This is a genomic window from Paenibacillus taichungensis, assembly GCF_047302525.1.
Classification (GTDB): Bacteria; Bacillota; Bacilli; order Paenibacillales; family Paenibacillaceae; genus Paenibacillus; species Paenibacillus taichungensis_B.
Window position 1 is genome coordinate 3,763,336 of sequence record NZ_CP168020.1, and the last position, 20,939, is coordinate 3,784,274.

Annotated in this window: 14 protein-coding genes; 3 read left to right on the forward strand and 11 right to left on the reverse strand. The window is 47.3% G+C overall.

Features of this window, described 5'->3' with window-relative positions:
- Positions 1 to 303: 303 nt before the first annotated feature.
- The 11 genes from ACDJ58_RS16725 to ACDJ58_RS16775 all read right to left on the reverse strand — a co-directional run bounded on the left by ACDJ58_RS16725 (position 304) and on the right by ACDJ58_RS16775 (position 16,065).
- Positions 304 to 834 carry a hypothetical protein gene (locus ACDJ58_RS16725; RefSeq protein WP_413372009.1) on the reverse strand — a complete coding sequence of 177 codons (531 nt, stop codon included), beginning with the start codon at positions 832 to 834 and terminating at the stop codon, positions 304 to 306.
- A 461-nt stretch (positions 835 to 1,295) separates the two neighbouring features.
- Complete coding sequence (locus tag ACDJ58_RS16730) at positions 1,296 to 2,558, reverse strand: alpha-L-fucosidase (RefSeq protein ID WP_413372011.1); 1,263 nt, start codon at positions 2,556 to 2,558, stop codon at positions 1,296 to 1,298.
- A 58-nt stretch (positions 2,559 to 2,616) separates the two neighbouring features.
- The gene (locus ACDJ58_RS16735) at positions 2,617 to 4,332 is read right to left on the reverse strand and encodes a DUF4091 domain-containing protein (protein WP_413372012.1); all 1,716 of its coding nucleotides are present in this window, start codon (positions 4,330 to 4,332) and stop codon (positions 2,617 to 2,619) included.
- Positions 4,333 to 4,422: 90 nt separating this feature from the next.
- On the reverse strand, positions 4,423 to 6,114 hold the full coding sequence (locus tag ACDJ58_RS16740) for an ABC transporter substrate-binding protein (RefSeq protein WP_413372013.1): 1,692 nt from the start codon (positions 6,112 to 6,114) through the stop codon (positions 4,423 to 4,425).
- Positions 6,115 to 6,224: 110 nt separating this feature from the next.
- Positions 6,225 to 7,124 (reverse strand): carbohydrate ABC transporter permease, encoded by a 900-nt coding sequence (locus ACDJ58_RS16745; RefSeq protein WP_413372014.1) that lies wholly within the window; start codon positions 7,122 to 7,124, stop codon positions 6,225 to 6,227.
- Between the two features lie 29 nt (positions 7,125 to 7,153).
- The gene (locus ACDJ58_RS16750; RefSeq protein WP_413379705.1) at positions 7,154 to 8,140 is read right to left on the reverse strand and encodes an ABC transporter permease; all 987 of its coding nucleotides are present in this window, start codon (positions 8,138 to 8,140) and stop codon (positions 7,154 to 7,156) included.
- Positions 8,141 to 8,375: 235 nt separating this feature from the next.
- Entirely contained in the window at positions 8,376 to 10,598 is a 2,223-nt protein-coding gene (locus ACDJ58_RS16755; protein ID WP_413372016.1) for a helix-turn-helix domain-containing protein, read from the reverse strand.
- Positions 10,599 to 10,867: 269 nt separating this feature from the next.
- Positions 10,868 to 12,778 carry a DUF4832 domain-containing protein gene (locus ACDJ58_RS16760; protein ID WP_413372018.1) on the reverse strand — a complete coding sequence of 637 codons (1,911 nt, stop codon included), beginning with the start codon at positions 12,776 to 12,778 and terminating at the stop codon, positions 10,868 to 10,870.
- Positions 12,779 to 12,981: 203 nt separating this feature from the next.
- Positions 12,982 to 13,818, reverse strand: a complete 837-nt coding sequence (locus tag ACDJ58_RS16765; protein ID WP_413372019.1) for a carbohydrate ABC transporter permease — start codon at positions 13,816 to 13,818, stop codon at positions 12,982 to 12,984.
- Between the two features lie 12 nt (positions 13,819 to 13,830).
- Positions 13,831 to 14,700, reverse strand: coding sequence for a carbohydrate ABC transporter permease (locus tag ACDJ58_RS16770; RefSeq protein WP_113054398.1), 870 nt, complete (start codon positions 14,698 to 14,700; stop codon positions 13,831 to 13,833).
- A 75-nt stretch (positions 14,701 to 14,775) separates the two neighbouring features.
- Positions 14,776 to 16,065, reverse strand: a complete 1,290-nt coding sequence (locus ACDJ58_RS16775; RefSeq protein ID WP_413372020.1) for an ABC transporter substrate-binding protein — start codon at positions 16,063 to 16,065, stop codon at positions 14,776 to 14,778.
- Between the two features lie 313 nt (positions 16,066 to 16,378).
- Between ACDJ58_RS16775 and ACDJ58_RS16780 the strand changes: the two genes are divergently transcribed.
- The 3 genes from ACDJ58_RS16780 to ACDJ58_RS16790 all read left to right on the forward strand — a co-directional run bounded on the left by ACDJ58_RS16780 (position 16,379) and on the right by ACDJ58_RS16790 (position 20,932).
- Positions 16,379 to 17,917, forward strand: a complete 1,539-nt coding sequence (locus tag ACDJ58_RS16780) for a glycoside hydrolase family 31 protein (protein ID WP_413372021.1) — start codon at positions 16,379 to 16,381, stop codon at positions 17,915 to 17,917.
- A gap of 13 nt (positions 17,918 to 17,930) precedes the next feature.
- On the forward strand, positions 17,931 to 19,211 hold the full coding sequence (locus ACDJ58_RS16785; protein WP_413372022.1) for a Gfo/Idh/MocA family protein: 1,281 nt from the start codon (positions 17,931 to 17,933) through the stop codon (positions 19,209 to 19,211).
- A gap of 83 nt (positions 19,212 to 19,294) precedes the next feature.
- Positions 19,295 to 20,932, forward strand: a complete 1,638-nt coding sequence (locus tag ACDJ58_RS16790) for a response regulator transcription factor (protein WP_413372023.1) — start codon at positions 19,295 to 19,297, stop codon at positions 20,930 to 20,932.
- The last annotated feature ends 7 nt before the right edge of the window (positions 20,933 to 20,939 follow it).

The following is a 20,939-nucleotide window of genomic DNA, read 5'->3' on the forward strand; positions in this document are numbered from 1 at the left end:
ATTATAATTTGACTTTTCGTTTGGATATTAAGACAAGAAACAGCAGCTACTTACTGACTGCTGTTTCTTGTCTTTTGTCATATTTCTTTAGCTTAATGGATCTGGAGTTCCAAGAAGGAACGTGCGTCATTGTAAACAGTGCTCAGTTTATTCCAAACAACACTGCTGCTATTTCCCTGAATATATCCATGGTAACAGTTCAATGGGACCCGTTTTTTTCTCTCCAATGGTAATCATATTTTTCATAGCAAACCTCCACCTATGTCGCGTTTTAAATGGTATTGATCTAACCCAACATCGTCACTAAACTGTGATAAAACGTATCAAACCTAACAGGGCAAAGCCAAATAAAACCGTGCCAGCACCAATACCCGTAATCGCACTGTTCGCTACTTGAAGCTTGGTGGATAAATATACGGCAATAATTGAGATGGCGACCATAAGCGCTGCTAGAATCCATAAGCTAGGATCATTAAATACGCTTTTGAGGCTAATAAAATGAATACCAACGATAAAAGCGATCCAAGGGGCGATATAATCTTTGCGCTTCAATCTGATTAGTACAAATGCACCAGCACCAGCCAAAATAAATTCGGCATAAAAGGAAATCAAATAATTTCGGAAGGCGGACGCTTCCCTCAAAGCCGATGGTGCACCCCAGTTCGTTACACTTAAATAGACACCCATTAAGCATACTAAAAGAGCAATACAGGATGCTATGCCAATATATAATCGCCAACTTGGTCTGGGACTTTCTTGTGCCCAACCGAACCAAATGAAACTAAACATGCCAAATACGGATGCATACATAGCGTAATCCCTAACGTACTCCATTAACCACACCTCGTTTCATTAGTTATCAACCCTATCTAAATACAACTTAATTGCAACTACCCGTTAAAATCTAAATTTGAACTTCTTTTACCATTTCCACAAAGTGATATCAATGATATTTGTTCTATGGGATGATTATACTACTTAAAAATAAATAACCAGAAACAACAAGTGAAATGTCGTTTCTGGTTTATGTTTGTCATTAGTTCATTTCAGTGCCCCCAGAAATCGGAGTGCGTTTTGGCATGATTTTATTTAGGGTTTGACCATTAAGCAGTAGCCTCACACGTATCCCGCTGGCTCCAATCATGCTATAGGTCTTTTACGGAGAATACATATGCAAATCATGTTGTATATCAAACTTGATTTTATGCGTTTTGCCGAGCGATCCGGATACATTAACCTCCAGTTTAATAGTAGCATCCGTCCTTATCACCGTGATCCTATTGTCTTTAATGATTTCATTCACGTTTCCCGCTACCAACATGATGGAAGCTTAGTTCCTGAAGTACTGCCTCTTGGTCACTTTCGGTGATTTCAACAATAACACCCCGGATTTTGATCGCAGGGATACGAATAATTGCCTTATGACCTATATGCTGCCCTGCATAAATGGTCACAGGTCGTCTTGACTTTTGAGTAATGATGTCAATCTTGAAGCTTCGTATATTTTCACCAGATGTAAGATCCTCTTGGATGATAACGTGGTCGAGCAACTGGGGCACCTCTGTCTCGTAAACCCACGATTTTTCAATTCTTCTACATTGCTCAATTGTTGCAAATGGACGTTCGAAACGGCGAATTTCCGAACCGAATTCCAACAGTCTCTCTACATCTTTCTCCGGAAGCAGACCGTTGCGATCCGGTCCAATATTCAGGAGCAAGTTTGCACCCCGGCCAACGGAATGATAATAAATGCCCATAAGTTCTTCCGTGCTTTTCAGGGTATGTTCATCGCTATCGCTATAAAACCAATTTCCCCGCATTTGGACGTCACATTCCGCTGGCAGCCATAGTTGTTCACCCAATTGCTCTTTCTTTTCCGTTAAAATTGAAAATTCGGTTGAGTCCACTTCATTCCAGCATGGAATAGGTGCAATACCATCCTCGTTCCCAACCCACCGAAAATCGGGGTCACCCATATTGAAAATTAAAATATGAGGCTGCAAGCGGCGAATTTCACCAATAATACGTTTCCAATCATACGAATGTCCTTCAGAGCCACAACCGTCAAACCACAGGATATCGATGTCACCATATTGTGTGAGCAATTCTGTTATTTGATTGACGAAATAATCGTCGTACGCCTTCGCATCTTGGGTGTAAAAGTCAGCTGAACCATCATACGGGGAATAGTACAAGCCTGGTTTCACATCATATTTTCGACAAGCATCAACAAATTCGCTTATAATATCTCCTTGCCCATCCTTCCACTGAGAAGCCGCCACACTAAATCGACTGTAGTTGGAAGGCCAATTAGAAAAGCCGTCATGGTGCTTCGCAGTTAACACAGCATAGCTCATTCCGGCTTCTTTGGCCGATCGGATCCACTGCTCACAGTCTAAGTCAACAGGATTGAAAGCAGCCGGGTCCATTTGCCTTTCATCGAAATCGACATATCCTTCATAAAAGGTGCGCAGTCCGAAATGAAGAAACAACCCAAACTCCCAATTTTGAAAAGCAAGTTGTTTGGCTGATGGCGTTAATTTTTGAACAAGATTCATATGATCACACCTTTCTCTTCCCATTGTTTAATACAGCTGTTCATTCTGTTTGTCCGTTCTAAACCTCATATAATCGATCGTAGTCCTCAATATTAAAACTGTATAACTGCATCGCCGTTTTGCCAGAGGAAGGAGCAAGCTCTCTCGGATGATCGAATCGGAATACTTGCTGGAGAATCTTTTCAACCTGCTCTTCCTGTCCATTCTGCTTTGCTATCTGCATATATTCGTAATCGCGGATGCCTCGCTGCAGCCACTTATAACGCAGTGAAAGTAGCGGTTTGCCCCTTTTTCCCGGGTAAACGAAATTCGTATCCCCAGCCTTCCAAATCGAAGGACGATAGGAAAGTTTCTCCAGAGGTTTGTCGGGCCACACGGTATAATTCCACCGTAAAAAGCCATCCAATTTCAGCTTCTCTGCGAGCCAAGGGATCACCCTAGACTCAATCGACGGTGAACTGAGAAAAGTGTTCGGTTTCTCCGGCGAGCAGCAAACGTAAAACGTAAATGTCCCCTTCACGTCCTCTCTAAGCTGTTTTAGCTGTTCAAACTCCTCCGCCGCACAGTCAAGAACAGGCACATAATCAACGATTCCTTTGATATGTTTACGAATGAACTCGGTATGATTGATCGCTGCTTTATAGCGGAATGATGGCGCCATGTCGCGCAAGCATGCTAAACTTTCCTCAAATAAGCAGATATCAGCCGGTTCATCAGCAACAACGCGAACACGGTCAATCCAATTTTTTGAGATAAAGTGCTGCTCTAGCGCCACTATATAAGCGCTAAGATCTGATTTATTCCGGATAAACTTATAGCTCCCGGTTTCTTCATCATAATAGCGGACGCGAATGGCATCGGGGTAATCGTCCACAACTCCCCCGAACCCTTCATCCTCATGCTTCCAAATATTGATCAAGCCGAATACTTCTATTTCTTTGCATATTCCGTGCTTCTCTCCTATCTCAACATACCGATCCAAGTGCGTAAAATCATAGTCAAATCGACCGTCGCTCCGTCTCACAATTTGAACGATACTGTATTCATTCAAGTCGGATGGCTCAGCATCGATAAATGATCGTTGTCCGCTCCATGGCTCCTCTGAAACAACAAGCGTCAACGCCTTTTGTCCGAGCTGAGACAAGCTGTGAAGATACGAATCAAGAAGCGTGAAATGTTCATCGGACCAATAGGAAACATCATATTTTCTTGCAATATTACAGTTGTGCTGCCACAAGTCCAAAACGAAAGTATAATTTTGAGGCTCTGGCAGCACTTGTTCACTAATCGTTAAACGAAACGTCAGTTCTTTCTCCAAAACCTCATCCTCGAACATCGTATGTGTGTAGAATTTCAGCTTGCCTTCATATTGACCGCTTACAACGGAATCATCGGCATGAAGCTCCACCCACAAAGGTTGGATCTGACGCTTCCTAAGCCATTGATAGGGATCATCCAGCAGAACATCTGAAGTCATAACGCGATTATCGTCCTCTATCAACCCGATAAGCTGAAGATCGATCTTGCAGGGAGCATCCGTTTCCACCTCGCAGCGCACGATTTTGATCGGTCCGCCTTTCCATAACAATGCATCCCGGTTAATCGTAACCAGCATATCCTCTTGATCTGAGCTGACCAATGCCTGGAAGGCGGCGCTGTCATTTTTACAGCAGCGAAGTTCCAAGTGTTTCAACTGCGTGTCTTCACGTCCCTGATTCCACCAATTGGACGACCACACATACTTATAGAACAAGTTCTGCAAACCACAGTTCACTTTAAACTGCACCTCCGAGTCTGTTCTGAAATCCCCCAGCTCCAACCTCCAGATCAGACTCGAAGGTAGAATTAGTTAGGGAATTTCGAATTATTTCGTATCAATGGCCTTCTGGTAAATTTCTATATACTGGCCAAGCTGCAGGCCATCCAGACCTTTTACATAAGAATCCCATTCTTTCTCGATATCCTTGCTGCCCGTAATGAACTGAGCCATGTTCGACTTGACGTAATCTCGGATTGATGTTTTCAGTTGAGCCGCAACCTGCGTGTCTTCCAATGCGATGAATACGCTGGACGGATAATTCTCCTTCGATTGGAACGGCTCATATTTGGCTGATTCACGCTTCAGACGAACCTCGTAAGCGCCTTCAGCAAGCGGATCCTGCAGAGCTGCCCATGAGTCGCGATATTGGTATGTGCGGAGGGACGGTCCAAGCTGATCCCAGCGGTCGTTATAGGTAATTTTGGTTTCACCATCAGAAATAATTGCATAAGTTGCCGGTTTGCCGTCCATACCCAGCTCGCCTTCCTCTGCTTTACGCCATCCTTCGCCTTCTGGACCATGCTCTTGGTTCACAATGGCTTCTTCTGTGTACAAGTAGTCAGCCAAACGGATTGCGGCGATTTTCTGTTCATCGGTCGCTTTGTTCGTAATGGCCATCTGCGATACACTTACTCCCGCAAAGTACCCAGCTTGCTGCACACCGTTCGGTCCTTTAAGGGGAGGCACGGTGACATACTCTTTATGCCGTGGGTGTTTGTCATCTGGGCTGTGGGCGTAACTGATTAGAGCAGTTGTAATGCCGCCAATCACATTCGCGTCTTGACGGTTGCCCAACTGCTGGATGGCATCGGAGTTTTGTGTGAATGATGCTGGATCGATCAGGCCTTCCGTGTAGAGCTTTTTCAGGTACAATAATCCTTGCTTCCATTCTTCCTTATTGGCGACGAAATCCACTTTGCCGTCCTTCACCTGGAGAAAAGTCCCGTTGTCTTTGTCCACCTGATCGTCGATGATGAACGAATTCATCAAGAAGGAAGCGACGTTCCCTGCCCACATGTCGTCAGCGCCAGTAAGCGGAATTTCGTCTTTTATACCATTACCGTTCGGATCATTTTCTTTAAAAGCTTTTAGTACTTCATAAAACTCGTCCGTTGTTGACGGCATTTTCAACCCAAGCTTATCCAGCCAAGACTGATTGATCCATAGCTTCTGTGCATAGTTGCAGTGATAGCACTCGTTCACTTGCGGAAGTGCATAAATGTTGCCGTCCGGTGAAGTGATAGAGCTTTCCAGGTACGGCAGTTCAGCCATTGCTTTTTTGAAGTTAGGCGCATATTTATCAATCAAGTCGTTCAGTGGAATAAACACACCCTCTTTGCCGTACTTCATCTGCTCTTCTTTGGTTAAGCTCCCATGCAAAATTACTTCAGGATAATCACCGCTTGCCAGCATCAATTGTTTGCGGTCGTTTAGCGCTTTTTCAGGTACGAGATCCCATTTTATTTGAATATTCGTCTTGTCCTGGAGGTATTTCGTGAATGTATTGGTTTCCATATTCTCTATGACGGCGTACTGCGGAGCAAACATTTTGATCGTCATAGGCGTATTGACAATCGGATATTCTCCAACGGGCGTAAATACGTCGCTTGCTTCTGGTGCACTGGCAGAAGGTGTATTCGTAGTTGTGCTCGAATCCCCGCTACAGGCGCTCAAGACGAGTGATAAACAGAGTGCAGCTCCGAGGACGCAAGAGAATGACTTTTTCCATGTTTTCATAGTTATGACTCCTCCCATTTATCGAACATTACAATTTCAATTACGGAAGCATTCTATCTGGTCTTCAACCCCTCACCTCCTTAAATGCTGGTTGAGCTACCTCCCCTTCACTATCCTTTTAATGAACCGATCATGACACCTTTAACAAAGTGCTTCTGCACGAACGGATAAATGATCAGGACAGGTGCGCTTGCGACAACGATAAGCGAATATTTTAGCAAGTCTTTCAATCCTTGCTGCGCCAACATCTGATCAACATTGGTCACCATGGTCGGATCTATCGAGTTCAGAATAAGAATGTTACGCAACACGATCTGTAACGGGAACAAATCTGGAGATTTCAGGAAAATCAATGCATCGAAGTAAGCGTTCCAGTGGCCCACAGCATACATCAGCGTCAGCACAGCCAAAATGGGTTTGGAGAGCGGAATTACCATACTGGTAATGAACCGGATGTCACTACAGCCATCGAGTTCGGCAGCTTCCGCAATTTCCTCGGGAATCGTGGTCTGAAAAAAGGTTCGGGCGACAATCACTTGAAATACCGCCATGGCTCCCGGCAAAATCATCGCCCAACGTGTATCGAGGATATGAAGGTTTTTTACTACGAGATATAAGGGGATAAGTCCGCCTTCGAACATCATCGTTATGACCAGAAGGACCATGATGAAATTACGGCCGTAGAACGTTTTTCTGGCGAGCGGATAAGCAAGCATAACAGTCAAAGCAACGTTGACTGCTGTACCGATGACTGTATAATAGAGCGAGTTCAAGTAACCGAAAACGATTTGTGGATTTCGAAACACCGCTTTATAGCCTTCCAGCGTAAAGTCGACGGGCAACAGCCACACCTTGCCGGATACGACGGCTTGCGGTGAGCTAAATGATGATGAAATGATAAAGATGAGCGGAAAAAGGACGACAATCGTCACTACGATCAAAAAAGCATAGACACCGAGCAGAAACAGACGGTCACCATACGATTCCCGAATCCTTGACGCTTTGAACATATTTGTTCCTCCTTTCTGCTGATTTGCTGTTACCATAAACTCGAATTGGATAACTTCTGGGCAATGTAGTTAACGCTCACAAGAAGAATCAGATTGATGATCGAGTTGAAGAAACCGATTGCAGTCGAAAAGCTGAAGCTGGAGCTGAGCAGTCCCACCTTATACACATAGGTAGAAATGACCTCAGAAGTGCTGATGTTTAGGGGATTTTGCATCAAATACACTTTTTCGAATCCAACCTTCATGAAATTCCCTAAATTCAATATGAGCAGAATGACAGATACAGGGATAAGGCTCGGTAAGTCAATATTGATAATTTTCTGCATCCGGGACGCACCATCCACTTTTGCCGATTCATACAGTTCAGGGTTGACTCCTGCCAATGCTGCAATGTAGATAATGGCACCATAACCTGAAAATTGCCATACATCCGACCAGACATAAATCGATTTGAACAAGCTCGGAATTCCCATGAAATTTGTATTTTCAATCCCGAGTAGTTGTGTGAACTTGCTAATAATCCCAACACTTGGCGACAAAGTTACGATGAGAATAGAAACCATGATAACCGTTGAAATAAAGTAAGGCGCGTAAGTGATCATCTGTACACTGCTTTTGAAAAAACCGTTACGAATTTCATTTAATGCAAGTGCCAATAGAATCGGAGCAGGAAAACCAACAAGCAAACCGTACATATTAATGCCAAGCGTGTTCTTCAAATACAGCCAAAAGTTTGGTGATTCAAAAAATTGTTCGAAATATTTCAGTCCGACCCATGGGCTACCCCAAATACCTTGGATGACGTTGTACTCTTTGAAAGCAATGACAACGCCAGACATAGGTATATACTTGAAAATGACCAAATACAGCAGCGGCAGAAATACGACCAAGTATAACTGCCAGTGACGCTTCATTTTTTTCCCAATGAAGCGTAATGATGATTTGCTGTCAGGCAATGCAGGTTCATGTGGCTGGCCTTGCATTGAAGTTTCGGGTTTCCTGATTCTCTTTTGCATGCTTGACATATGCTCCTTCTCCTTTCGTTCGATCTAATTGTTCGCGCTTACATTCTACATAATAAAGTAGGATAACGAGGTGCAGCAAGAAACAATAATCGTTAACTTAACCGTCTTCGCATGGCCTAAAAATGCGCAGCAGCTCCGGTGTTTAGCCGGAGCTGCTGCATGAAATACATTATGAAACTGCTGGGTAAGCAGGCGTAGCAAACCATTTTCAACCGGTTAACCAAATTCAACCGATCTGTCTGCGCGCTGCTTCTTCGCGGAATTCGCTTGGGGAGTAGCCTACCACTTTCTTAAACACACGGCTGAATGAGATCGCGCTTGTATAACCTACCTTCTCAGCTACCTCCTGCATGGAACCTTGCGTTTCCGTGAGCAAGCGCTTTGCGGCCTGCAGGCGGATGTCAATCAAGAAGTCGACGAATTTCTGTCCGGTCTCTTCCCTGAACAGCTTGCTTACATATTTTCCATTAATGTTAAAGATTGAACTGAGATATTCAAGCGACATGTTCGGATTGGCATACTCCTCTTCGATCATTTTCCGCATATCTCGAATGGTAGCTGCATGCAGACGCCTGTTTTGCGCTTCCTTCAAATCTGTGAAAAAGCTGTTCAACACGATCAAAGATTCTTCCCACATTTGCTCGAGTGAATGGCACTCATCTATGATTTTACTGAGTCTCGGTAACCCATCTCGCATCCATATTCCTTGGACCTCTTTTGTCATCCCGGAGATTTCCAATCCCAAATAGTAAATTAAATAGTTCATCAGGTTTGTAATTTCATCTTTCGTTAACAACCCTAGCTTCATTTCATTCATGAGTTTATCGTACTTCGTCTTCCATTCGTCCTCAAGAAGTCTGAAAGACTGGATGATGGATCGAATTACGTTTAATTGTGAGAACACCTCAACCTGACCGTGATTTGCGATGTGTTCGCTAGTAATGAGCCTGTTTTCTCCTAACACTATTTTATATTTAAGCGCCCTAAGTGCCTCTTTATAAGAATTTGCGACGCTGGAAAGCTCTGCGACCTGCTCACCGATACCTACCGTTACCGTAAACTTCAGATTTTCCTGCACCCACACACGAACGCTCTCGAAAAGTTTGAGTGTTATGGAAGTATCTGCTTCCTCATCACTGTCCACAAATACCATGACGCTTAGCTGAAATGCCGAAGTCCACTCGGACCAAAGCGCGAGCTCATATTTTGGAGCAAGCTCCTGAATAACACTGCGTAGCGCGAATTTAAGAAGGTTTTGGTCTCTGCGGGAGTATTGGCAGCAAAAATCACTGTATTTATCCATTTCGATCACAAGTACGACTTGTTTATTAAACGAGTATGGAAGCTGAAGACTGTTTGTTTCTCCTATCCATTCCTCATGGGTTAAACCCATGTCACCTTCAATGAGTTGGTGGAACAAGTACCTTTTTCGCAGATGCAGATCTTCATCGTGCTTTTGCTGATACTGATTCGATTGCTCAATAATATTGGACAAGGCCGATTCGATGAAGGAAAATTCATCTCCCAACTCCTTGGACAAAGGGAGACGGTAACCGCGGATTCGCGCCACAATCTGTTCCAGCGGTCTTGAATTGCGTCTGGTAACATAGAGCAGCCATACAAAACCACCCCCGATCGTCACGATACCGATGATAAACCAGACATTATATAATGAAGAGATCACATGGAACAACTTTCCATTTACAAGTCCGCTTTGGTAGGACCATCCGGTATAGCTCGATACATAATTGGAGAAAATCTTTGATTGTTCTTTAGAATGCAATTCACTAAACAAATCGTTTCCCGCGGCGTCCCGAATTCCGATAAAGCTTGTTTTTGAATCGTATAGGTCTGCGATACTGTTCTGCAACGAATCAGTTGCCACATTGACGACGACCATGCCTTTCTCGCCTGTAATAAATGGCGCTCCCCGTACCAAACTAACGACAGGCTTACTCCCTTTTGTAGAAAACTGCTCGAAGCTTCTTACGTCCGACCATTGCTTGGATGCGAGCGGATCCATAGCCTTTTTAATAAATGGCTCATCCCTGAAGTTGCTAAGTTGATCACTTGTCGAATTACTGAGCACGAAATTGTCTTCATAACGCACAATATAGATCGAATCAATCATGGGGTAATAGGATATCATATCCTGCATTTTTTTAACTGCGCTTATGTTGATGAAAATGTTATTCTTCTCTTCATTATTGAAGAAATCAATCAACTGCTTATTATTTATGGTTTCCGACATTATCATATTGTCTATCGCCTTCAGGGAAGTATCGATCAGACGCATCGCCTGTAATGACAGCATTTTGTTGGCGTTAAGCGCCTCCTTACGGCTTTGTTCGCTTAATATCTGAAAAAAAACAAAAAACGTAAACGTGATCACGACAATAAAAATCGGCATATAAGAAAACAGCAATCGATTAAATAACGTTTTCCTCATATCCAGCCCCCAATTTTTTTAAAACGGAATGATATATATTCACATATTGTACACGCTTACATCTGAATACGTCCATACAAACGGTAAGTCCACCCCTCAACAATATGTAGACGAAAAGCCTCTTTTTGAGCCATACAAAAATGCACCCCCTAGAATTTCATCGGTTAAACCCAGTGGTTTTTCCAATGTCCATTCTAAGGGGTGCACTTCACTCAACAGTAAGAGTCATTCTCTTAACTGTCTAACTGGAAGGGGATGGCTGACCTTCTTTACCCTCCCGAACCGGTAGGGTTCACACTCACTAAGATGCGGTCGATATCTGGGGCATAACCCGTCGGCTGTGAGAACAGCAACGTATTGAACCCCGCCTGCAGATGTACTGTCGTCTCCTGAGAAGCCACTGTTGTCCAAGCGCCGGAACTTGGGAAGTTGAGCGATGTGCCAGTCGCTCCATTCACACTTAATATGGCGGAGCGGCTTGCTTCACCATTCAAGTACTGGATCGTCAATTTGTAGTTACCTGCTGACGGCACTGTTACATTATTGAACTTAAGCGTGCCGCTGCCGTTGCCTAGATAACCCACCTTTGCACCACCTGAGCAAGTCGTGCAGTTCGCAATAACCGCTGAACCTGCTAACGTGTTTCCCACTGCCTCTGCCTCATAGGCGCTAACACCTGAATTCGGAGGTGTGACTGGCGTCACGGGCGGGTCAGCCAGTAAAGTAGAAGTTGTAGCACTCGCAGAAACGTGGAAACCGGACAGTGTCAGCCAGCCGTCTCGGTTTGCATCCTGACGTGTGTTCGCAAAACGAATGGTTTTGCCGCCGGTGAGTGGATTGACAATCCGCATGACCAGCCTGTAATCCCCGGCGGGAAGGTTATGATTCGCACTATATGAGAAAGAATAGTCCGTGTCTCCAGGCAATATGCTTTTCAGATTCCATGATTTCGTGCCAAGCGACTTAACCCATGTGTCAGAGGAATTCAATACGCCGAACTCGACCTCCCAATTGTAGTATAACGGAGCTACGCCCTTGTTCTGGAGTTTGACGTTGACTTGCAGTGAGGACGCCGATGAATCACTCAGCTGCACCGATGAATTGTACAGCGTATAACCAAGCATTTTATGAGCTCGCAGCGCATTAAGCTTAGCCGTCTCGTCAGGTAAAGAATTTTTGTACACACGATCATACATTAGCCAAGAGGCATGTGTCGTTTCGACTGAGGTCTGGAAATCTTCACCGTTTTGGTTGGGCCAGTGCTGCCAAAAACTCGTATCCTGCTGGAGGGGTGGATATAATTCGCCACCAATCGGATGAGTCTTCCAGATGTCCTGCAGGCCGTTTTGCGTTATCAAATTCCAAAATCCCCAATCATTTGCGAACAACGTTTCGTACGAAAAAGAATCATCATGGTAGCCGAAAGCGTTTTTCAAATCTGCTGTACTCGCCGAATAAGGGTACCTGGCCAGTACCTGGGTCTTCTGGAATGCACCCTTGAATGCCGAAAGTAACCCATCACGGTTACTCTGGTTCATCTCCCAATTCGTTGGGTCGGTATTATAGGGCCATGTGTGCCACTCTCCCCAAAATCCGTATAATCCTGTCGTCAGAAAGCCAATCCGAGGATCGCCATCATAGCGGGTCCCAAGTGCGCTGACGAACTGCCGCAACGCCTGATTTAAATTTGCGTCGTTCCAGTCTGGGGCAAGACTGTGGGTAGATGTATCGTGGTTGCCGTTCTGATCATAATCCCGGGTCATAAGCCCGCCGTTAATTAGAAACTGCGGAATACCGCTTGTACGTCCCGGGTAGTCAACGTAAACGCGGAAAGCCGCCTGGTTGCCCCGACTAGCGATATCATTAAGATAGGCATCCAGCGGTGCCCAGTTGTATGTGTTCCAATCCGTCATCAGGTCACGAAGCGAAACGTAGAACCATTCCATGCTGTGCGGAAAACTGTTGTTCGGATCAACACTTTCCGAGGGAAGCTTGGAGAAGGGTAAAAAGCCCTTCAGTGGGTTTAGTTCCAGCCCCGCTTTGTTTGGGTCATAGGTTTGGGCCTGCCACTCCCCTGACGCATATGCATGGTTGGGCTTGAAGTTTATAAACATTATAGAGCCAAGTAGACAAAAGACGACCATCATCAATCCTAGCCTTGCAAATCTTGCATTCGACATTGCATCGTTCACTCCTGTTCGCATGAGATTAACTATTAAATATGGCAACGAACTTGCTCGCCAGCCTTACTCACCTCCTCTCCAGCTCTGAACTCTACGCATTAATGAGAACACACCTCGTCACTACTTAAAGCAGATAGCTTAGTAAACGTGGTGTTACGCTCAGTCCATTTTCACAGATTACATCGGGGTAATTCAAAAGATCATCCCTTACTGGCACTAAAGGCGACACCCTCAATGAACCGCCGTTGGAAAATGAAAAACAGTATGAGCATTGGAATGACGGCCATGAACGCACCAGCCATCAATACAGGATAATCCGTACCGAACATGGAGACAAGTGTGGCAAGGCCTGCCGACAGGGTCAATTTTTCAGGTGAACTGTTGATGATAAGTGGCCACTGTAGTTCATTCCATGACCAGAGCAATTGGATAATGACGACTGCAACCAGTGCTGACTTGACAAGCGGCAGCATGATATAGCGAAAGATTTGGAACGGATTGCATCCGTCGAGCACTGCTGCCTCCTCCAACTCTTTGGAGATGCCGAGGAAAAACTGGCGCAGCAAAAAGGTCGCAAATGGGCTGACGAGCGACGTGATCCAAAGTGCGGTCGTCGTATTCACCAATCCGAGTTTGCTCATCATCAAATATTGAGGCGTATAGAACACCGGGTTGGGAATCATCATGACCGAAATGATCAGAAAAAAACACAGCCCTCTACCCGGAAAGCTAATGCGAGCGAATGCAAAGGCCGCCATAGCGCTGAAGACGACAGGGAATAACGTCTTCATGAACGCAGCCATCAGCGTATTCGCATAGTAATGCAGGAAGGCCGATTGCCTGAGAGCGTCTACATAGCCTCGCAAGCTCGGCTCGGCAGGTAATATCGTAATCGGAATCTGGGTTGCCTCCGTCGTTGTCTTGAGCGACGTAAGGATCATCCAGAGAAATGGGAGCACCATGACGGCTGCCCCAGCGATCAGAACCAAATGAATAATAAGGTTGTTTCTATGCTTCGAAGAGACAACTCTGCTCACTTTCGTACCTCCTCAATCGTAAATCACCCATTTTTTTTGCAGCATGAACTGGATACCCGTCAAAACCAGGTTGATCACTAGCAGAATGTTGACGATGGCTGCTCCATAGTTCTGATCGTAGTAGATAAATGAATTTTGGTAATAAGCGTATACGAGAGAACGCACGGCCGGTAGCGCAACGTTCGTTTTACCGATAATCAGATAGATACTGTCAAAAATTTGTGTGGCACCGATCACGAGCACGATCGACGTAAAAAATAGCGTTGGTGTTAATAGCGGGAGCGTAATGGAGCGAAACTTGCGAAATCCGACAGCGCCATCAATCTCAGCCGCCTCATACAGAGTGCGTGGAATTCCTTGAAGCCCGGCTAGGATCAGCAACATGTTAAAGCCAATCGCTCCCCAAACACCGACCATGACAAGAGCATACATGGCGAACCGCTTGTCAGAGATCCACGCGATGTGGGTACCAAGTACGGAGTTTAGTAGTCCGTAATCCTGCGCGAAAATAATGACCCACACCATAGCAGCCGCGGCCGCCATCGTAACCTGCGGTAGAAAATAAATGACCCGATAGACAGACTGGCCCTTGATCTTCGCGTTCAGCAGTACGGCGAAGAACGTCGACAGTATAATCGTCGTAGGTACAAACAGCACGACATAAAGTATCGTATTACGTAGATTTTGCCAGAACTCCTCGTCCATAAATAATCTCTCGTAGTTGGCCCAACCGACCCAGTGGTTGACAAGGCCGAAGTTTTCGGACTTCAGGAAGCTCAGATAGATGGAATACACGGCTGGCCAGCTCCAGAAAACGAGCGTTCCGATCAACGTCGGAGCGATCATCATATAAGCCCATATATATCTGCTTTTCGAATGCATTGCCTTCACCTCATTTGTGCCATAGGTATTCCGTTAACCGGAATACCATCGACAATTTTGCCTGGCGTAGGGCGCTTACTTTGCGTCCTCAATCGCCTGATTCATCATTTCAGCCACTTTCTTGGCGCCTTCTTCGATTGAAATCGCGCCGCCCCATGCCTGTGACATGATCTCTGCCTCTTTCGAGAACCAGACAGGGTATGATTTTGAACCACTCGGGTACGGAGTCGCGTCAGCCGCCTGATCAATGAATACCTGCAGGTTCAAATCGGGAGTGTTCTTCACCCATGCGTCTTGCGTGTTATTGAACGCCGGAATCGCCGCACCCATCTGGGCCGTGATCTCAGCCGCCTCCTTCGAGCCGAGGAATTTCAGGAACTGCCATGCTTCCTCCTTGTGCTTACCCTTAGTGGACATGACGTTGCCGATGCCATTAATGATATTGCCGCGCTTGACCTTCCCCTTAGGCAGGGGTGCCCAATCGTACTTTCCTTTGATAATTTCACTACTCGCCAGATTGCCGTTGTCCCAAGATCCATCGAAAATCATCGCGAGCTTGCCGGACTTGAACATTTCGACCGAATCCGTGTCGGTCATCTGCTGGTGCGTCGGCGAAGCCTTGTCAAGAATCATCTGGTAACGGGCCTTTAGCGCCTCAATCGATGCCAATTCGTCGTAGCCGGATTTGGTCATGTCGTCATTTAAAATAAAACCACCGTTCGCTAACATGTCGTTCCAGTAGCCTGCTTGGGTGTCCAGCTTTGCGCCAAAACCGTAAATACCCTTGTCTGGCTGACTTAGCTGTTTGGCGACTTCAGCAAGCTTGGCATAATCCCATGTGTCGTCTGGATAAGGAATGTTCGCCTGATCGAACAGTTCCTTGTTGTAGGCCAGACCAATGGTATCGAAGTCCTTTGGAATACCGTAGTTTTGCCCGTCCAGCGTATAGATGGAGACGAGGTTGGACGCGTAGTTGTTCAGATCGATTTCATTGGCCTGCACCTTGTCTGTGATCGGCTCGAGGAACTGCCCTTCTGCGTACTTCATAAACTGACCACCATGCATCCAGAATACATCGGGCAGCATTCCCGCTGGCGCTGCAGCGGACATCTTCGTCCAATATTCGCCCCAAGGAATAGCATCAACTTTTACCTTGATATTCGGATGCTGCTCAGTGAACGCATCGGCGATCGCCTCCATCGCCGGCTGCTGGTTTTTGTCCCAGATCGTATAAGAAATCGTAACGCTCTTCTGGGCACCACTGTCGGTAGCCCCGCCCCCGTCATTAGAACTATTACAGCCCGCCATCAACGAGACAAGCAGTAAGCTGGCGATCCCTGCCGCCATTTTTTTTCTTATATTCATCGTCATACTCCCCTCGACTTTTCTTAAAAAAGAAAATTGTATTCTTACGTCCAGCAATCATGCTCCAAAAGCTGGAGAACGGAAAAAATGCGCGTTTTTTCCGCTAGTCGATCGTCGTGAGCTCTTGACGTTCTCATCATAAATCAGGAAAAATTCGGTTTAAATGCCCAGATTTTAAGATTCAAACCACATATTTAAGATCCCCTTCCCAATTGCGGATGATCTCTGCATAATAAAACCCGTATCAAAATTCAAATGATTGGGACAAATCATCCACAAGATTTTGTCCGCAATTCCAAAGGAGAATTCTCCCATGAATAATATCTCAATCGCCCGGCTGCCTGGCGAATACTGGTGGGGCGGTGTAATCAACGATGGCAGCTCCATGCCATTTGGCCAGACAGCATATACAAGGGATTTGCGTGTGACGGATGACAATCAGGCCTCGCCTTTGCTGCTCTCCAATAAGGGCAGATATATTTGGAGCGAGGAGCCGTTTGCTTTCCATGTGGACGAGAATGGACTTTCCGTCTTTGATAACGCTGGTGAAGTCGTCGTGGAAGATGAACATAGCTCACTGCAGGGCGCATACCGTCATGCTGCCGGCACACACTTCCCTCCTTCCAAGCAAATGCCCGACGCCCTCGTCTTCACAGCCCCGCAGTACTGTACCTGGGTCGAGATGTTCTATAACCCCACGCAGGACAGAATTATCCGTTATGCAGAATCGATTCTAGCGAACGGGCTACCGCCCGGCGTCCTCATTATCGACGACAATTGGATGATGGATTATGGCATGTGGGACTTTGACAAGTACAGGTTCCCGAATCCGCGGGAGATGATTGATACGCTTCACGGCATGGGGTTCAAGGTGATGCTCTGGATGTGCCCATACGTAAGTGCGGACTGCACCATGTTTAAGGAATTACGGGCGGGTGATCTGCTTCTGACAGGCGTGGACAAGGCGCCAATCATCCGACATTGGTGGAATGGTTACAGCGCAGTTGTGGATTATACGAAGGAGGAAGGTGCGGCCTGGTTCAAGCGGCAGATGGATCGTCTGATCACTGATTACGGTGTTGATGGTTTTAAGCTTGACGCCGGCGAGCCGTTCTTGCCGGGCGGAGCGGACACGACCCAGCCCATTGCATGGACTCGTCCCCTGCGTCAGCTTGAAGACTGCGAAGCTTACGCCAACCTCGGAGTTGGCTATTCGCTGGTTGAGCTGCGGATGTGTTGGAAGCTCGGTGGCCAGGGACTCATCCAGCGCCAGCGGGACAAGACACATACGTGGGACGCCACTGGGCTCAGCGGACTCATACCCAACGCGATTGCTCAGGGACTGCTTGGCTACGCATTTAACTGCCCCGATATGATCGGCGGCGGTATGGACGGCGATATCAACTCCCCGGAATTTCACTTTGACAGCGAGTTGTTCGTAAGGTACACCCAATGTGCCGCGCTGTTCCCTGTGATGCAGTTTTCCATGGCACCCTGGCGCGTGCTGAAAGGTGAGGAGCTAACCTGGTGCCTTGACGCCGTAAGGTTAAGATCCGAGCTCGGCCCCGAGCTGCTCACGCTTGCTCGCCAGGCCGCTGCAGACGGTTTACCGATACTGCGCAGCCTGGAGTTCGAATATCCCGACTGCGGCTACGAGCTCGTAAATGACCAGTTTCTCCTCGGACAGAATCTGCTCGTTGCGCCAGTCGTCGTCAAGGGACTGACATCCAGAAACGTGGTTTTTCCTGAAGGTCAATGGCAGGACGAGGATGGGAATATCATCAACGGGCCAACCGAACTGCAAGTTGATGCGCCCCTCTCACGTCTGCCTTGGTATCGCAAAATCCAATAGGAGGTATATCTCCATGAAAAAAATAAAGCTTGCCCTGATTGGAGCAGGCGCCCGAGGGCTGCTTAGCTATGCTCCCTATGTACTCGCCCATTCGGACGAGGCCGAATTCGTAGCGGTCGCCGAGCCGGACGCGGCCAGGCGGAACGAAGCTGCGAAGCAATTCGGCTTGGCATCGTCTCAACTTTACGAGTCATGGGAGCATCTGCTGGCACAGCCAAAACTCTGCGATGCCGTCCTCATCTGCACGCAGGATCGTATGCACTACGGGCCAACCATGGCGGCACTGGACCGGGGCTATCATATACTCCTTGAAAAACCAATGTCAAATGATCCTCTGGAATGCTTAAAGATGGCGGAGGCGGCCGATCAAGCGGGACTTCTACTCACCATCTGCCATGTCTCTCGTTATGCTTCCTTCTGGCAGAGACTCAAACATTTATTGGCAGGCGGTGCAATTGGCGAGATCGTGTCGATTCAGCACAATGAGAACGTAGGCTACCTCCACTACGCACACAGCTTCGTCAGAGGCAACTGGCGCAACGATCAGTTGGCCAGCCCAATGATATTGGCGAAATCCTGTCACGATATGGATCTGATCCGGTGGCTGATTGACGACGAGTGTGTACGCCTCAGCTCATTCGGTTCGCTGAAACACTTTCAGATCAGCGAGGCACCTGAAGGATCGACGGAACGGTGCACGGACGGCTGCGCGGTGGAAGCCAGCTGTCCTTACTCCGCCCCCCGTTTCTACATGCAGCCGCTCGAAGACAATGGCTTCGCAGCACTCATCGCGACTCCTCCCACAGAGACGAATCGAATGAACGCTATTCTTCACGGGCCCTATGGGCGATGTGTGTACCGGACGGACAACAACGTCGTTGATCATCAGATCGTTAACATGGAGTTCGCAGGTGGTTCCACGGTGATGTTCAGTATGTGTGGCTTCACGCGCGACATCAACCGCATTGTCCAAATTATGGGCACTGGGGGAGAGATTCGCGGCGATCTGCTGAAGGAGGAGATCGATCTGTTTGAATTCTCCAGTGGGAAGCGCAGTATCATCACCACGTCCGCTGGTGCAGCTGGACACCAAGGCGGTGACGAGGGTATTATGAGTCGGTTCCTGGCCGATCTGCGCGAGGGAAATCATAGTGGCACACTCACCTCCGCTCAGGCCTCGCTGGACAGCCATCTGATGGCATTCGCTGCCGAGGCGTCAAGGCTGAGGCAGGGATTAGTCGTCGAGATGAGCGAATTCAAGGCAACGATTCTGGCGTCTTCAGCCTGCAATTGACAAAGGAACAGTTCTGCTCAGATAATAAAAAGGTTGAAGATACCTCAACCGTAACAAGCGAAAACTGACTGGGGGATTTAAGCATGTATGAGCTACTAATTGTTGATGATCATGCTCATCTCGTGGACAGTCTCGAACGCACCATGCCGTGGGAAGCTCTCGGCATTGGCAAGGTTCACAAGGCTTTCTCTGGCGAAGAGGCACTCGAACATTGCAAGAGCTATCCCGTCGATATTATCATCACCGATATTCGAATGCCCGGAATCTCCGGCCTGGAGCTGATCGAGCATATAAAAAAATACGACAAACACTTCAAAAGCATCCTGCTATCCGGCTACGGCGAATGGGACTACGCACAGGAGGCGATCAGACAACAGGTGGATGGTTATCTGCTCAAGCCAGTCGACCAAAGAGAGCTGGCCGACATGCTGCGCCAACTTACGGAAGCGCTTCATCTGGAATGGGACGAACGGGGAAAACAGGTGAAGGCAATGAGCATGCTCAGCGAACATATGCCATTGTTTCGAGAAAAGCTGCTTATGGATCTGCTTCAAGGTAGAAAGCTTCCTCCCAAACTGCTCGAAGAAAAAATGGCTTATTATCGGCTGCCGTTCTGTCCGAGCGACGAAACTGCAATATGCCTCCTCCGCATTGAATCGTCTGCTGAGGAGTTGAACTGGAAGGACCAGTCCCTGCTCTCCTCGGCCGTCGCAAATATCGCTGAGGAAACCTTCTCGGAATTGTTCCATGTCTGGCACGGGCGTGATGCGTACGAGCATGAAGTCTTTGTTCTCAAGGTACGGGAAGAGTCGTGGCTAGCGCGGGAGAAGGAACCGGAGCTTAATCGACAGCGGTCCCTCGAACATTTGGCGGCCAGGCTGCAGCAGCACGTCAGGCACTTTCTCAAAAGCAGCATTTCAATCGTCGTGAGCCACTGGCAGGTCATGGCTCACGGCCTGCGTGAGACTTACCAGGACTCACTGGCTATACTCACCCGCCATCTTGGCGGTGAGACAGACCTCTTAATCCGCCTACAGGACGCCTTAGTGCCCGAAAAGCCCTACCGCGTCCACAGCCTTTACGAGTCTCCCACGATGATCCAGTTGTTTGAAATTTACCAATGGGAGGCGATCTCTGCCAAGTGGGACGCCATTTTCCTTGAGGTGACAAACAAACGAATGGATTCACGGGAAACGCTACTTGAGCTCTATTATCATGCGATGGGAGCCTTCAGCTTTTTTGCCCACAAAAACGGACTCAGCCTGCTTGAGATCATCCCTCCAGAGCTTGACAAGGCCACTGAAGCCAACCGTTTCCGCCATATGTACCAGCTTCAGGATTGGATAGTACTCACGCTCGACCGATTGCGGGAGATGACCAAAAGCGAATGGAACAATGAGCAAGTAGCGCTCATCCGTAAGGTCCAGCAGTTCATCACCGCGCATCTCGCGGACGCCACGCTGCAGACGGCAGCGGATCACGTCGGCCTGCATCCCGCGTACCTGTCCGCTCTGTTCAAAAGTAAGGCAAGCGAGAATATTAGCGAATATTTGTACAAAGTGCGCATGCAGCGCGCGCGGGAAATCCTTATCGAGCAACCAGAACTCAAGGTTAGCGACGTTGCGACGGCAATCGGCTACCATAAGCCGCAGTACTTCATCAAGTTGTTCAAAGAGCATTTTGGACTGACACCGCAAGACTTCCGTCATCAATCCTCCTGACCGAACG